Consider the following 13,780-nt stretch of genomic DNA (forward strand, 5'->3'; position numbering starts at 1 on the left):
ACCATGACTCAGCTACGAATCCTCATCAGCGGCGCATCGATCGCCGGCCCCGCCGCCGCACTCCTACTCGCGCGGCAGGGGCACGACGTCACGATCGTCGAGCGCGCGTCGTCGCTCCGCGGCGGCGGGCAGACCGTGGACCTGCGCGGTGCGGGGCGCACCGTCGTCGAGCGCATGGGACTGACCGCCGCGACCGACGCGAGGCTCCTGGATCAGCGCGGCATCGCCAAGGTGGATGCACGCGGTAGGCGCGGCGCCGCGATCCCCGTCGAAGCGTTCGGCGGGAACGGCATCGTCTCGACGCACGAGATCCTGCGCGGCGATCTGGCGGAGGTACTCGTCGACGCCCTGCACGACGAGGCACCCGACGTCCGGTACCTGTGGGACGACACGGTGACCGCGATCCGCCAGCGCGACGGCGGCGCCGACGTCGAGTTCTTCAGCGCCGCGGACGACACGTTCGACCTGGTGATCGGCGCCGACGGCCTCACCTCGGCGGTGCGGCGGGCGGCGTTCGGCCCGGACTCGGAGACGCTCCGACCGATCGGCCTGCGATACGCGTGGTTCACGGCCGACGTCGACGAGGACCTGGACGGCTGGTACCTGATGCACAACGCGCTCGGCGGCCGGGTGGTCTCGGCCCGTCCGTCACGCACCGGCGCCGGAGTGAAGGCCGGGCTGTCGATACGCGGGAGCGACGCCACCCGCCGCAGCCGCGAGGAGCAGTACCGGCTGTTCGAGGAGACGTTCGGCGACCTCGGGTGGATCACGCCCCAGCTGCTGACCGCGATGCGTAAAGCCGACGACTGGGCTTACAACGACCTCGCGCAGGTCAGGCTGGACGGCTGGACGCGTGGCAGGGTGGCACTCGTGGGCGACGCAGGCTACTGTCCCACGCCGCTCACCGGGCTCGGGACCACACTGGCGCTGGTGGGTGCGTACGTCCTCGCCGGCGAGCTCGGCGGGGCCGCCGGCGACGTCGCGACCGCGCTACAGCGTTACGACGCGGTGATGCGGCCGTTCGTCGCGAGGACTCAGGCGCTGCCGCCCTCCGGGGTATCCGGCTACGCACCCAAGAGCCGAATCGGTCTCGCGCTGGGCGAGCTGAGCTACCGCACCATGAACCACTTCCCCGCCAAGCAGATCTTCGCCTCGCAGTTCGAGAAGGCCGACGGGATCGACCTACCGTCGTACGCCTGAACTCCGGCGACCGCGATTCGGGCGGGAGCGGACACGCCGAAGGCCCGTCACCCCGGCGGGTGACGGGCCTTCGCTGCGTGCTCCTGCGCTGCGGGCCGGGCCCGGTCGTGCTACTCGGCCTCGTCGGCCTTAGGCTGCTGCGACTTCGGCAGCGAGTAGCCGGCCGCCTCGGCGTCGGCGTCGGTCGCGAACCAGATCTCGGCCACCGTCGAATCGAAGAACCGGGTACCCGGCTTGTGGTACAGCTTCGAATCGGCGTTGCCCTTGATCGGGAAGCCCTCGGGCGCCTCGTTCGGGTCCTCGAGCGGCGCGTGCGCACCGGCGGGGAGATCCGAAGCGACCTCGTCGGTCTTCGCGTCGGCCGGAGCCGCGGCGTCCGCGACGGCGTCCTCGGCCTCGACGGCCGCGGACTTGGCGGCCGCGGACTTGGCGGCCTGCTGCGACGCGGCGACGCGAGCGGCGCGAGCGCCCTCGGTCGACGCGAGCTGCTCGGTCACCAGCTCGATGACCGCCATGGGCGCGTTGTCGCCCTTGCGGTTCTCGGTCTTGATGATCCGGGTGTAGCCGCCGCTGCGATCGGCCATCTTGGGCGCGATCTCCTCGAACAGGACGTGCACGACGTCCTTGTCGCGGATGTCCTTGAGGACCTCGCGACGGTTGGCCAGCTTGCCGTGCTTGGCGTGGCTGATCAGCTTCTCCGCGTAGGGGCGGAGTCGCTTGGCGCGAGACTCGGTGGTCTGGATGCGGCCGTGCTCGAAAAGCGCAGTGGCGAGGTTCGCCAGGATGTGCTTCTGGTGCGAGGCCGAGCCGCCCATACGGGCGCCCTTGACGGGCCTAGGCATTGTTTACTCCCTGTGGTGAAAAGTTGGCTTTAGAGCTGCTCGGTCTCGGCATAGTCCTGGTCGCCGCCGTCCTCGTTCGAGAACGAAGGCTCATCGCTCCAGGTGCCCGTGGCCGGGTCGTACCCGTCGACCTGCGACGGATCGAACGACGCCGGGCTGTCCTTGAGCGCCAGGCCGAGCGAGTGCAGCTTGACCTTGACCTCGTCGATGGACTTCTGCCCGAAGTTGCGGATGTCGAGCAGATCCGACTCGGTGCGGGCCACCAGCTCGCCCACGGTGTGCACACCCTCGCGCTTGAGGCAGTTGTACGAACGCACCGTCAGATCGAGGTCCTCGATCGGCAGCGAGAACGACGCGATGTGGTCGGCCTCGGCCGGCGACGGCCCGATCTCGATTCCCTCGGCCTCGACGTTGAGCTCCCGGGCGAGCCCGAACAGCTCGACCAGCGTCTTGCCCGCCGATGCCAGCGCGTCGCGCGCAGTCATCGAGTTCTTGGTCTCGACGTCCAGGACCAGGCGGTCGAAGTCGGTGCGCTGCTCGACGCGGGTGGCCTCGACCTTGTAGGTCACCTTGAGCACCGGCGAGTAGATCGAGTCGACGGGGATGCGGCCGATCTCGGCCCCCGTCGCCTTGTTCTGCACGGCCGGCACGTAGCCGCGGCCACGCTCGACGACCAGCTCGATCTCGAGCTTGCCCTTGTCGTTCAGCGTCGCGATGTGCATGTCGGGGTTGTGCACGGTGACCGACGCCGGCGGGACGATGTCCCCCGCGGTGACGGTGCCCGGGCCCTGCTTCCGCACGTACATCGTGACCGGCTCGTCGTCCTCCGACGACACGACCAGGCCCTTGAGGTTCAGGATGATGTCGGTGACATCCTCCTTCACACCGGGAACGGTGGTGAACTCGTGCAGCACACCGTCGATGCGGATGCTGGTGACGGCCGCGCCGGGGATCGACGACAGCAGCGTGCGCCGGAGCGAGTTGCCGAGGGTGTACCCGAAACCGGGCTCCAGTGGCTCGATGACGAACTTCGAACGCGCCTCGGAGATGACCTCTTCGCTCAGGGTGGGTCGCTGCGAGATGAGCATTTGTGAACTTCCTTCGTGTCGGGGCGTCCGCTATATGACGCCCAACGAGGCCGTCGACGGTGCTGTCGGCGGGCTGGAGGTCGCGCCCGCGCGCTGGTAGGGCTGGGCCCTGCCGTCCGCGCGGACGCTCCGCTCCCTTACTTCGAGTAGTACTCGACGATGAGCTGCTCCTGGAATGGGACGTCGATCTGTTCCCGCTCCGGGACGCGGTGCACCAGGATCCGCAGGGTCGAGGGCACGACCTGGAGCCAGCCCGGGACCGGACGATCGCCGACGAGCTCCTTGGCGATCTGGAACGGTGTGGTGCCCAGCGACTTCGGGCGGACGTCGATGATGTCGTACTGCGAGACGCGGTACGACGGCACGTCGACGCGCACGCCGTTGACCAGGAAGTGACCGTGCGTCACCAGCTGGCGAGCCTGACGGCGCGTGCGCGCCAGGCCGGCGCGGTACACGACGTTGTCGAGCCGGGTCTCAAGGATCTGCAGCAGCGCGTCGCCGGTCTTACCGGTGGCACGGTTGGCCTCCTGGTAGTAGCGGGAGAACTGCTTCTCCATGACGCCGTACAGGAAGCGCGCCTTCTGCTTCTCCTGCAGCTGGAGCAGGTACTCGCTCTCCTTGATCCGCGCGCGGCCGTGCTGGCCGGGCGGGTAGGGGCGACGCTCGAACGCCTGATCTCCGCCGACGAGGTCGACGCGCAGACGACGGGACTTACGGGTTACAGGGCCGGTATAACGAGCCATTGTTCTTCTCTCCTACCTTCCCTAGACCCGACGCCGCTTGGGCGGACGGCAGCCGTTGTGCGGCTGCGGCGTGACGTCGGAGATCGTGCCGACCTCCAGGCCGGCGGCCTGCAGCGAGCGGATCGCGGTCTCGCGGCCCGAGCCCGGGCCCTTGACGAAGACGTCGACCTTCTTGACGCCGTGCTCCTGCGCCTTGCGGGCGGCACTCTCGGCGGCCAGCTGGGCGGCGAACGGGGTCGACTTGCGCGAGCCCTTGAAACCGACGTGCCCCGAGGAGGCCCAGGAGATCACGTTGCCGTTGGGATCGGTGATGGACACGATCGTGTTGTTGAACGTGCTCTTGATGTGTGCGTTGCCGTGCGGGACGTTCTTCTTCTCGCGACGCCGCGAGGCGCCCTTCTTCGCACCGGTCGCGGCGCGGGACTTCGGAGGCATTACTTCTTCTTTCCGGCGATGGTCTTCTTCGGACCCTTACGGGTGCGAGCGTTGGTCTTGGTGCGCTGGCCACGCACGGGCAGGCCACGGCGGTGGCGGATGCCCTGGTAGCACTGGATCTCGATCTTGCGACGGATGTCGGCCTGCACCTCACGGCGCAGGTCGCCCTCGACCTTGAACTCGGTCGACTCGATGTAGTCGCGGAGCTTGGTCAGATCCTCGTCACTCAGGTCCTTGCTGCGCAGGTCCGGGCTGACGCCGGTTGCGTCCAGAATCTCGTGTGAGCGGGTACGGCCGATGCCGTAGATGTAGGTCAGCGCGATCTCCATACGCTTCTCACGCGGGAGATCGACACCCATGAGGCGTGCCATATCAGGCGGTTTCCTTCTTCTATGCGGAGGTGTTCTCCCCGTCCGTCCTCGGTGGGCCCGGTGCTTTCACACCGGCCGAGGCCCCGGCCTCCGTGCCGAGGGTGGGCGAGGGCCGTATGCCCTCGCTGAGGCGGAGAGGTCTTCTGTCAGTCCAAGCGGAGTCCGCTCGAAGTGGTTGCTACCCCTGACGCTGCTTGTGGCGCAGGTTGGAGCAGATCACCATGACCCGGCCGTTGCGGCGGATCACCTTGCACTTCTCGCAGATCGGCTTGACGCTGGGGTTGACCTTCACGTCAGTCCAATCGATCTGTTCGGTTTTCCCGTCGACCCGGGCGGGCCTACGGGGCTACGATGCGGACACGGGAGAACCCGCGCACGCACGCGACGATCCAGTCTACGCGCGCGCCGTCGTATACCCAAATCCACGCCCGTCGACCAGTCGCGCACGACTTCCGGGGATGCTAGGTTCCTCAGTCGAGACACACAGTATTCTCGTTCGTGTTAACAACGAGACGCCGCACCGGCGCCGGAGCCACCACGACAGACAGGGTCGTTCATGCCTTCTCATCTGAAGAACACGACGCGACGCGCCGCGGTTCTCGGCGCGGTCACCATCGGCGTCACGGCGGCGGCCGTGAGCACCGTCGCCGCCCCGGCCTCGGCCGCCAAGGTCTCCGTCGGCCCCGGGGCCGAGATCGCCGTCGTCGCCCAGAAGCTCGGCCCGCACAGCGCCAACGTCAACCAGTGCACGCTGGGCTTCGTAGCGACGAAGCCGGGCGGCCAGAAGGTCGGCGTCACCGCGGGGCACTGCGGTAAGGCCGGCCAGCAGGTGGCCGTGAAGGACCTCTCCGGGCAGGCGCAGCTGGTCGTCGTCGGCAAGGTCTCGCGCTCTACCAACCCGCCCACGAAGAAGGGCGCCGACGGCCGTCTCATGGCCGGCAACCCCAACATCCCCGACTGGGCGACCATCGACTTCGTCAAGGGTGTTCCGCTGAGCAGTTCCCTCGGACCCGTGCATCCGACGAAGGTGGCCAAGGCCGCCGTCGGCGACCAGGTCTGCCATCAGGGCATCACCACCGGATGGCGCTGCGGGAAGGTCGTGGCCGTGTCCGGCCACCGCGTCCTGACCGACGTCATCCTGCGCCCGGGCGACAGCGGCGGACCGTTCGTCCGCAAGTCCGACGGTGCGGCGGTCGGCATCGCGAGCACCGCGGATAAGCCGGACACCAGCCGCGGCAAGGAGTACTCCGAGTTCATCGACCTCGGCTTCGTGTTCGGCCAGGCCGGAGGCCTCACGCTGGCGAGCTGATCCCGGCCTGGGCGGCTACCCGGTCCACGGGTGCGCCGCACAGGCCCAGACACCACGAATAGGGCCACCCCGTGCGGGGTGGCCCTCGGTGCTCTTGCGAGCGGTCCGCCTACTTGTAGCGGTAGACGATCCGGCCGCGGGTCAGATCGTAGGGCGAGAGTTCGACCACGACGCGATCCTCCGGCAGGATTCGGATGTAGTGCTGGCGCATCTTTCCACTGATGTGCGCGAGCACCTTGTGACCGTTCTCCAGCTCGATGCGGAACATGGCGTTCGGCAACGGCTCGACGACCCGGCCCTCGACCTCGATGGCTCCGTCCTTCTTGGCCATACCCTCCACGATTCTTCTCGTCGGCCCCGCCCGGCGCGGGACCACATTCCCTGCTGCGCAGGGGCGGCATCAACTGCTGCCGTACCGTTGGCCGATCTTACGCGTCGGGAGGGTCCTCGCCAAAAGCAGCACGAGCCGTGACCAGGCCCAGCGCCATCTCCACCGAATCGGGTACGAAGTCGGACGGGTCGGCACGGATCGCCTCCACCAGGCCGTCGACGGTCATCCACCCACCCGACTCGACCTCCTCCGGCTGCCACACGATGTCGCCGCCATAGACACACTCGTACTGGAAGCACACGAACCTGGTCGTGGGGTCCTCGTACTGCCGGACGCCGAGGCGACGCAACGGTACCCCGTGCACGCCCAGCTCCTCGAACGCCTCGCGCGCGGCACCGTCGTCGGGCTCCTCGCCCGCGAGCAGCACTCCCCCGCAACAGAAGTCGCGCAGCCCCGGGTAGACGTCCTTGGTCGCGGTACGGCGGTGCACGTAGACCCGGCCGGAAGGGTGGTACACGAGGACACCCGTCGCCCCGTGCCGCAGGTTCTCCGCGCGCACTCGCACCCGCCGGGCCGAGCCGCACACCGCGCCGCCGGAGTCGAACAGCGCCACCACCTCGTCGTCCGCCACCCCTCGATGACACCACAGACGGCGTCACGACACGGCACGCCCGGCCGGGAGTCGTATTGACGCAAACCCTTCCCAACGCCCGCTACTCGAGGTTTCATGTCGGCCATGACGAATCCGGACGGTCCCACCTGGCACTTCGAGACGACGCAGGTCCACGCGGGCCAAGCGCCCGACGCTGCGACCAACGCGCGCGCACTGCCGATATACCAGACCACCTCGTACACCTTCGACAGCACCGACCACGCGGCGGCCCTGTTCGGCCTCGCCGAGCCGGGCAACATCTACACCCGCATCATGAACCCCACGCAGGACGCGGTCGAGCAGCGGATCGCAGCGCTCGAGGGCGGTGTAGCCGCGCTGCTCCTCGCATCCGGCCAGTCGGCGACCACGCTCGCACTGCTGAACGTCGCGGAGGCTGGAGACCACGTCGTCTCCAGCCCCTACCTGTACGGCGGCACGTACAACCTGCTGCACTACACGTTCGCCAAGCTCGGCGTGGAGATCACGTTCGTCGACGACCCCGACGACCTCGAGCAGTGGCGCGCCGCGATCCGCCCCAACACCCGCGCATTCTTCGGTGAGACCATCGCCAACCCACGCGGCCACATCCTCGACCTCGAAGGGATCTCCGGCGTCGCGCACGAGGCCGGCATCCCGCTCATCGTCGACAACACCGTGGCGACGCCGTACCTGCTGCGGCCGCTCGAACACGGTGCGGACATCGTGGTCCACTCCGCGACCAAGTACCTCGGCGGGCACGGCTCGGCGATCGCGGGCGTCATCGTCGACGGCGGCACCTTCGACTGGACCCAGGGGCGCCACGCGAACTTCACGACCCCCGATCCCTCGTACCACGGCGTCGTGTTCGCCGAGCTGGGCCCGCCCGCATACGCGCTCAAGGCACGCGTGCAGTTGCTGCGCGACCTCGGGCCCGCGGTCGCGCCGTTCAACGCGTTCCTCATCGCCCAGGGCCTCGAGACCCTGAGCCTTCGGGTCGAGCGGCATGTCGAGAACGCCGCCAAGGTCGCCGAATTCGTGCAGGCCACCGACGGCGTCACCGAGGTCTACTACCCCGGTCTGGCGTCGTCGCCGTTCAACGGCCGCGCGCAGCAGTTGCTACCGAAGGGCACGGGCGCGATCGTCAGCTTCGAGCTCGCTGGAGGCGTCCCCGCAGGCAAGGCCTTTGTCGACGCCCTCCAGCTGCACAGCCACGTCGCCAATATCGGGGACGTGCGCTCGCTGGTCATCCACCCGGCGTCGACCACGCATCAGCAGCTGTCCGAGCAGGAGCAGCTCGAATCGGGCGTCACGCCCGGCCTGGTGCGCCTCGCGGTAGGCATCGAGCACATCGACGACATCATCGCCGACCTGAGGCTCGGCTTCGAGGCCGCCGCCAAGGCGGGCGCGACCGCGGGCGCCGCGAGCTGACATGAGCGCACGCTCGCGCCGAGTGGCGCCGCCCGCACCGGCGGCGCCACTCCGCCCGGCGACTCCGCGGTCGCCGGCACCTGATCGCCGGCCCGCACCCGACGGCGCCTCACGCGCGTTCTGGGCGGTCATCCTCCAGCGCGTGGTGCTGTAGGTACTGTCACCGCTCCAGGTACTGTCACCGCTCCCGCGCCGCCCGGCGCGCCAGGTAAGCGCGCTCGGCGGGGTTGCGGGCCAGCGCGGCCGCGCGCGCGAACTCGTCGGCGGCCGCGCTGTCGCCGAGGCGGAAGAGCAACTCGCCGCGCACCGCGTGGTACACCTCGTAGCCGGTCAGTTCGATCCCGTCGACGATCGCCAGCGCTGCCTCCGGGCCGCGCAGCTCCGCGACCGCGACCGCACGATTCAACGCGACAACCGGAGTCGGGTGCACCAGCCACAGCTGGTCGTACAGCTCCAGCACCTGGTCCCAGCCGGTGTCCTCGGCGCACGCAGCGTCGGTATGCACCGCGCCTATCGCCGCCTCGATCTGGTAACGGCCCGGCCGATTCTCGGCGAGCAGCACCCGGACCAGCGCATGCCCCTCCGCGATCTGCCCCGCGTCCCACAGCGTCCGGTCCTGCTGCGGTAGCGGCACCACCTCACCGCTCGACACCCGCGCCGCCCGCCTTGCATGCGTCAGCAGCATGAGTGCCAGCAGCCCGCGCAGCTCGGGCTCGTCCGGCAACAACGCGACCAACAGGCGCCCCAACCGGATCGCCTGCTCGCACAGGTCGACGCGCACCGCCCGGTCGCCCGCGGCCAGGTACCCGGCGTTGAAAACCAGGTAGACCACGCCTGCGACATCCGCGACCCTGTCCGGGAGCTCGTCCACGTCCGGCACGCGATACGGGATGCGAGCCTGCGTGATCTTCCGCTTGGCCCGCGTGATCCGCTGTGCCATGGTGCGCTCCGGTACCAGGTACGCGGACGCGATCTCCGCGACCGTGAGACCGCCCAGGAGCCGCAGGCTCAGCGCTACCCGCGCGTCCGGCGCGAGTGCCGGATGGCAGCAGGTGAAGACGAGCCTGAGCTGGTCGTCCGCCACGACGGGGGGCGGCTCACCGTCGGGCTCGGAACACGCCGCGGCCGCCTCGGCGTGTAGCTCGGCGCCCCGCTTCGCCCGTCGCCGTCGGTCGATCGCGCCTCGGTGCGCGGTCGTGGTGAGCCATCCCGCAGGGTTCGGCGGCGTGCCGGTCTCCGGCCAGACCGCGAGCGCCTTCACGAGCGCCTCCGCGGCGGCCTCCTCTGCGACGTCGAGACTGCCGAACCGGCGGGCGAGCGCCGCGACGATGCGGTGATACTCCTCGCGGAACACGGCCTCGACCGCCTCCGCCGGTGCTGCGATCACTCCGCCTGGAAGGGCCGCACCTCGACCGGGCCCTCGCACGCCGTCGACGCCTCGCGAGCCAGCGCAAGCGCCTCGTCGAGATCGGCCGCCGTGAGAACCCAGAAGCCTCCGATGTGCTCCTTGCCTTCGAGGTACGGGCCGTCGGTGGTCGAGTTCTTCGCCGCGTCCACCACTGCCGCCGTGTCCGCAGGAAGCAGGCCACCGCCGAACACCCAGCGCCCCTGCTCGGTGACCTTCTTGTTGAACGCGTCCACCTGGGCGAACATGCGCTCCATGATCTCGGGTGAGGGCACCTCGTCGTCGGTGCTGCCGTGGACGGTGAACAGGTACTGGGTCATGATGACTCCTTCGTCGAAGAACGGCGGTGTGTTCCGCCGTCACAGTTACCACGCACGGGCCACACCCTTCTGCGACATCACCTACGAGATAATCCCCAGCGCTTCACTCGGCCCGATTCAGTGCGGCCTGCACCTGGCGTTCGAGCGCTATGGTGGCGGGCCTCGGCAGATCGATCAGACCGTCGAGTTCCTTCCGCGCGCGCCCGTACGCCTGCTGGCGTTCGGCGGGCGTGGCCCCCGAGTCCATCGCGACAGCGAGCAGGCGCTGCGCCCGCGAAAGCCGCTCCTGCTCCATCGGATCGAAGTCGCCTCGTCGACGGCGGCGCGCCTCCTGCTCGGCGACATCGAACGCCGCGGCGTAGGCGTGCACGGCGTCGCGGTACTCCTCGACGGTCGGCGCCGCCGACGTCTCTACGTCCGCCGAGTCGGGGCGGAGCAGGTCCGCGCGCCGCTTCGCCTTATGGAAGTCGACGGTGAGCGGCTCCCGCATATCGATCATCATCGGGTAGTCGAGGATCGTCGACAGGTCGGTCTCGTAGCCGAACCAGCGCTCGTCGACGGAGTCGTGCTGCGCGGATGCGCGGTGCAACTCCCGGTTCAGCGCTGCGCGATCCACCCGGCCCAGTCCCTCGGCTCGGGCGAGCGCGGCCTTGGTCTCCTGCTTGATCCGGAACCGCTCCAGCCGCCGGTTCGCTCGCCGTTCGTTCCACGCGGTGACACCGCGCACCGCGCCGCCGATCGACCCGCCGAAGACGAAGATCAACCACCAGTAGGAGCCGATGTGTTGGAGGAGTTGGTCCACACACTCCAGAATGCCACCTAATCCGCAGCGAGCCCGCCGGCCTCGAAGAAAGGCGGGCGGGCTCCGAAGCGCAGGCCCCTAGGGGCGCGGGGTGAGGATGCGTGGGCCGTCGGCGGTCACCGCGACGGTGTGTTCCCAGTGCGCGGCGCGCGAACCGTCGTCGGTCACGACGGTCCAGTCGTCGTCGAGCACCGTCGTGTCGGCCGTACCGAGCGTCAGCATCGGCTCGATCGCCAGGGTCGAGCCGACGACGAGGGACGGCCCGCGCCCGGGCTTGCCCTCGTTCGGCAGGAACGGGTCCAGGTGCATCTCGCGCCCGATGCCGTGCCCGCCGTAACCGTCGACGATGGCGAACTCGCGGCCCATGCGCGCAGACGCGGCCCGGGTCTCGGTCTCGATGGCATGCGAGACGTCCGTGAGGTGGCCGCCGTCGAGCATCGCCGCGATGCCGGCATCCATCGCGAGGCGCGTGGCCTCGGACAGGTCCGAGTCGGCCGCCGACAGCTCGCCGACACCGAACGACCAGGCCGAGTCGCCGTGCCAGCCGTCCAGGATGGCTCCGCAGTCGATCGAGACCAGGTCGCCCTCTCGCAGCACGGTCTGCCGATCCGGGATGCCGTGCACGACGACCTCGTTGACGGACGCACAGATCGATCCGGGGAAGCCGTGGTAACCCTTGAACGACGGCACTGCCCCCGCGTCCCGGATGACGGCCTCCGCCACCTCGTCGAGTTCGAGCGTGGTGACCCCCACCCGAGCCGCGTCGCGCACGGCGACCAGCGCCGAGCCGACCACCGCGCCCGCGGCGGTCATGGCGTCGAGTTCACCCGCGCTGCGGAACGGAACCGTCTTCTTCGGGCGAAACCGGACCAAGGTCAGTCGCCGAGTTCGTCGACGACGCGCTTGAACACCACGTCGACGTCGCCGACGGCGTCCACGTGGATCACGGATTCGCCGTAGTAGTCGAGCAGTGGCGCCGTCTCGCGCTCGTAGACGTGCATCCGGTTCCGGATGACGTCCTCGGTGTCGTCGGCCCGGCCGCGGGCCAGCATGCGCTCCACGACGGCGTCCTCGGGCACGTCGAACGACACGACCGCGTCCAGCTTCTCCGAGCGGTCGTCGAGGATCTGCGCGAGCGCGTCGCCCTGCTCCGTCGACCGCGGGAAGCCGTCGAGGATGAAGCCGTTCACCGCGTCGGGTTCCTTCAGCCGTGAGCGCACCATGTCGACGGTGACCGACGAGGGCACCAGGTCGCCCGCGTCCATGTACTTCTTGGCCTCGACGCCTAGCGGCGTGCCGGCGCTGATGTTGGCCCGGAAGAGGTCACCCGTGGAGATGTGGGGGATGCCGTACTTCTCGGACAGGCGCTCCGCCTGCGTACCCTTCCCCGCTCCGGGTGGGCCAAGAATCACCAGTCTCACTTCAGGAACCCTTCGTAGTTGCGTTGCATCAGTTGGCTCTCGATCTGCTTAACGGTATCGAGGCCGACGCCGACGAGGATGAGAATCGACGTACCGCCGAACGTGGCGGCGATGCCGCTGAAGTTGGCGCCCGATAGGAAGATGTTCGGGAGGATCGCGATGATGCCCAGGTACAGGGAGCCCGGGAAGGTGATCCGCTGCAGAACGTAGTTCAGGTAGTCGGCGGTCGGCTGACCCGGCCGGATCCCCGGGATGAATCCGCCGAACTTCTTCATCTCGTCGGCGCGCTCCTCCGGTTTGAAGGTGATCGCCACGTAGAAGTACGTGAAGAACACGATCAGGCCGAAGTACACCACGATGTGCACCCAGTTCTTCGGGTCCACGAGGCGGGTCTGGATCCACTGCTGCCAACCGGACAGTTCGCCGCCACCGGACATCAGCTGAATGACCAGCTGCGGGAGGTACAGCAACGAGGACGCGAAGATCACCGGGATGACGCCGGCGGTGTTGACCTTGATCGGCAGGTAGGTCGAGGATCCGCCATACATGCGGCGGCCGACCATGCGCTTGGCGTACTGCACCGGGATACGGCGCTGGCCCTGCTCGATGAACACGACCGCGGCGATCAGCACGAGCACGGCGATGATGACCGCTGTGAACACGAGGCTGCCGCTGCTGTCGAGGATGTTCTTACCCTCGGCCGGGAGACGCGCGGCGATACCGGAGAAGATGAGCAGCGACATGCCGTTGCCGACGCCGCGCTCGGTGATCAGCTCGCCCATCCACATGACCAGGATGGCGCCCGCCGTCATGACCAGCACGATGACCACCAGCTGGAAGATCGACTTGCTCGCGAGGATCTCCTGCTGGCAACCCTGCAGCAGCTGGCCGCGTGCGGCCAGGGCCACGATGGCGGTGGCCTGCAGCAGCGCGAGGGCCACCGTCAGGTAGCGCGTGTACTGCGTGATCTTGGCCTGCCCGGCCTGCCCCTCCTTGCTGAGGGTCTCGAACCGCGGGATCACGACGTTCAGCAACTGGATGATGATCGATGCCGTGATGTAGGGCATGATCCCGATCGCGAACACCGACAGCTGCAGCAACGCGCCGCCGGAGAACATGTTGATCAGCGAGTAGATGTCGGCGTTGGAGCCCTTACTCAACTGATCCAGGCACTGACTGACGGCTTTGTAGTCGACCCCGGGAGACGGGATCGTGGCGCCGAGCCGATACAGCACGAGGAGGCCCAGAACTACGAGGATCTTCCGCCTCAGATCGGGCGTTCGGAAGATCGGGACTAGGGCGGAAAGCACACATCCTCCTGCGACGGGTCCAGTGGTCTGTAGCTACAGGCCTACGCGACCCGAAGTTGCTTGGTCTCTTGCAAACGTCTGAACTCTAACAGCCGACGACGAAGCGGCTGCTCACGGAGCGTCGTCGCCCAGCCAACCGGCAGG

At 68.5% G+C, this 13,780-nt stretch carries 17 protein-coding genes; 3 read left to right on the forward strand and 14 right to left on the reverse strand.

Annotated elements, in window-relative coordinates:
- Window positions 1-3: 3 nt before the first annotated feature.
- The gene (locus P0W64_RS15400) at window positions 4-1,200 is read left to right on the forward strand and encodes an FAD-dependent monooxygenase (RefSeq protein ID WP_275481035.1); all 1,197 of its coding nucleotides are present in this window, start codon (window positions 4-6) and stop codon (window positions 1,198-1,200) included.
- A 110-nt stretch (window positions 1,201-1,310) separates the two neighbouring features.
- Here the strand turns inward: P0W64_RS15400 and rplQ are convergent, their stop codons facing one another.
- From rplQ to rpmJ, 6 genes are all read right to left on the reverse strand, one after another.
- On the reverse strand, window positions 1,311-2,042 hold the full coding sequence (gene rplQ, locus P0W64_RS15405; protein ID WP_275481036.1) for a 50S ribosomal protein L17: 732 nt from the start codon (window positions 2,040-2,042) through the stop codon (window positions 1,311-1,313).
- A 29-nt stretch (window positions 2,043-2,071) separates the two neighbouring features.
- Entirely contained in the window at window positions 2,072-3,130 is a 1,059-nt protein-coding gene (locus tag P0W64_RS15410; protein ID WP_275481037.1) for a DNA-directed RNA polymerase subunit alpha, read from the reverse strand.
- Window positions 3,131-3,267: 137 nt separating this feature from the next.
- Complete coding sequence (rpsD, locus tag P0W64_RS15415; RefSeq protein WP_275481038.1) at window positions 3,268-3,873, reverse strand: 30S ribosomal protein S4; 606 nt, start codon at window positions 3,871-3,873, stop codon at window positions 3,268-3,270.
- 21 nt (window positions 3,874-3,894) lie between these two features.
- A complete protein-coding gene (rpsK, locus tag P0W64_RS15420; RefSeq protein WP_275481039.1) occupies window positions 3,895-4,308 on the reverse strand; it encodes a 30S ribosomal protein S11 in 414 nt (137 codons plus the stop codon).
- Window positions 4,308-4,679, reverse strand: a complete 372-nt coding sequence (rpsM, locus tag P0W64_RS15425) for a 30S ribosomal protein S13 (RefSeq protein ID WP_275481040.1) — start codon at window positions 4,677-4,679, stop codon at window positions 4,308-4,310. The genes rpsK and rpsM overlap by 1 nt, the downstream gene beginning before the upstream one ends.
- Before the next feature lie 178 nt (window positions 4,680-4,857).
- Window positions 4,858-4,971: a 50S ribosomal protein L36 gene (gene rpmJ, locus P0W64_RS15430; RefSeq protein WP_275481041.1), complete on the reverse strand. Its 114-nt coding sequence runs from the start codon at window positions 4,969-4,971 to the stop codon at window positions 4,858-4,860.
- A gap of 264 nt (window positions 4,972-5,235) precedes the next feature.
- Here rpmJ and P0W64_RS15435 point away from each other — a divergent pair, with 264 nt between their 5' ends.
- Window positions 5,236-5,988, forward strand: coding sequence for a S1 family peptidase (locus P0W64_RS15435; protein ID WP_275481042.1), 753 nt, complete (start codon window positions 5,236-5,238; stop codon window positions 5,986-5,988).
- Window positions 5,989-6,097: 109 nt separating this feature from the next.
- Here the strand turns inward: P0W64_RS15435 and infA are convergent, their stop codons facing one another.
- Both infA and P0W64_RS15445 read right to left on the reverse strand, forming a co-directional pair.
- Window positions 6,098-6,319, reverse strand: coding sequence for a translation initiation factor IF-1 (gene infA, locus P0W64_RS15440; RefSeq protein ID WP_005140011.1), 222 nt, complete (start codon window positions 6,317-6,319; stop codon window positions 6,098-6,100).
- Between the two features lie 97 nt (window positions 6,320-6,416).
- The gene (locus P0W64_RS15445) at window positions 6,417-6,950 is read right to left on the reverse strand and encodes an NUDIX domain-containing protein (RefSeq protein WP_275481043.1); all 534 of its coding nucleotides are present in this window, start codon (window positions 6,948-6,950) and stop codon (window positions 6,417-6,419) included.
- A gap of 105 nt (window positions 6,951-7,055) precedes the next feature.
- On the opposite strand from P0W64_RS15445, the gene P0W64_RS15450 reads away from it, so the two are divergent.
- A complete protein-coding gene (locus tag P0W64_RS15450; RefSeq protein WP_275481044.1) occupies window positions 7,056-8,378 on the forward strand; it encodes a bifunctional o-acetylhomoserine/o-acetylserine sulfhydrylase in 1,323 nt (440 codons plus the stop codon).
- Between the two features lie 178 nt (window positions 8,379-8,556).
- Here P0W64_RS15450 and P0W64_RS15455 read toward each other — a convergent pair whose 3' ends face one another.
- The 6 genes from P0W64_RS15455 to secY form a co-directional block, all read right to left on the reverse strand.
- Complete coding sequence (locus P0W64_RS15455) at window positions 8,557-9,765, reverse strand: DUF6596 domain-containing protein (protein ID WP_343232871.1); 1,209 nt, start codon at window positions 9,763-9,765, stop codon at window positions 8,557-8,559.
- Entirely contained in the window at window positions 9,762-10,103 is a 342-nt protein-coding gene (locus tag P0W64_RS15460; protein ID WP_275481045.1) for a YciI family protein, read from the reverse strand. Before P0W64_RS15460 ends, P0W64_RS15455 begins: the two co-directional genes overlap by 4 nt.
- Window positions 10,104-10,206: 103 nt before the next feature.
- Window positions 10,207-10,905 carry a hypothetical protein gene (locus P0W64_RS15465; protein WP_275481046.1) on the reverse strand — a complete coding sequence of 233 codons (699 nt, stop codon included), beginning with the start codon at window positions 10,903-10,905 and terminating at the stop codon, window positions 10,207-10,209.
- Between the two features lie 78 nt (window positions 10,906-10,983).
- Window positions 10,984-11,778, reverse strand: coding sequence for a type I methionyl aminopeptidase (map, locus tag P0W64_RS15470; RefSeq protein WP_275481047.1), 795 nt, complete (start codon window positions 11,776-11,778; stop codon window positions 10,984-10,986).
- A 2-nt stretch (window positions 11,779-11,780) separates the two neighbouring features.
- Entirely contained in the window at window positions 11,781-12,326 is a 546-nt protein-coding gene (locus tag P0W64_RS15475; RefSeq protein ID WP_275481048.1) for an adenylate kinase, read from the reverse strand.
- The gene (secY, locus tag P0W64_RS15480) at window positions 12,323-13,636 is read right to left on the reverse strand and encodes a preprotein translocase subunit SecY (protein ID WP_275481049.1); all 1,314 of its coding nucleotides are present in this window, start codon (window positions 13,634-13,636) and stop codon (window positions 12,323-12,325) included. The genes P0W64_RS15475 and secY overlap by 4 nt, the downstream gene beginning before the upstream one ends.
- Window positions 13,637-13,780 lie beyond the last annotated feature (144 nt).

This window comes from Tsukamurella sp. 8F (assembly GCF_029167375.1).
Lineage (GTDB): Bacteria > Actinomycetota > Actinomycetes > Mycobacteriales > Mycobacteriaceae > Tsukamurella.

Coding starts and splice junctions, on each gene's coding strand:
- P0W64_RS15450 (WP_275481044.1), top strand. CDS start 7,056: ATGACGAATCCGGACGGTCCCACCTGGCACTTCGAGACGACGCAGGTC.
- P0W64_RS15400 (WP_275481035.1), top strand. CDS start 4: ATGACTCAGCTACGAATCCTCATCAGCGGCGCATCGATCGCCGGCCCC.
- P0W64_RS15460 (WP_275481045.1), bottom strand. CDS start 10,103: ATGACCCAGTACCTGTTCACCGTCCACGGCAGCACCGACGACGAGGTG.
- rplQ (WP_275481036.1), bottom strand. CDS start 2,042: ATGCCTAGGCCCGTCAAGGGCGCCCGTATGGGCGGCTCGGCCTCGCAC.
- infA (WP_005140011.1), bottom strand. CDS start 6,319: ATGGCCAAGAAGGACGGAGCCATCGAGGTCGAGGGCCGGGTCGTCGAG.
- rpsM (WP_275481040.1), bottom strand. CDS start 4,679: ATGGCACGCCTCATGGGTGTCGATCTCCCGCGTGAGAAGCGTATGGAG.
- rpsK (WP_275481039.1), bottom strand. CDS start 4,308: ATGCCTCCGAAGTCCCGCGCCGCGACCGGTGCGAAGAAGGGCGCCTCG.
- P0W64_RS15435 (WP_275481042.1), top strand. CDS start 5,236: ATGCCTTCTCATCTGAAGAACACGACGCGACGCGCCGCGGTTCTCGGC.
- P0W64_RS15410 (WP_275481037.1), bottom strand. CDS start 3,130: ATGCTCATCTCGCAGCGACCCACCCTGAGCGAAGAGGTCATCTCCGAG.
- rpsD (WP_275481038.1), bottom strand. CDS start 3,873: ATGGCTCGTTATACCGGCCCTGTAACCCGTAAGTCCCGTCGTCTGCGC.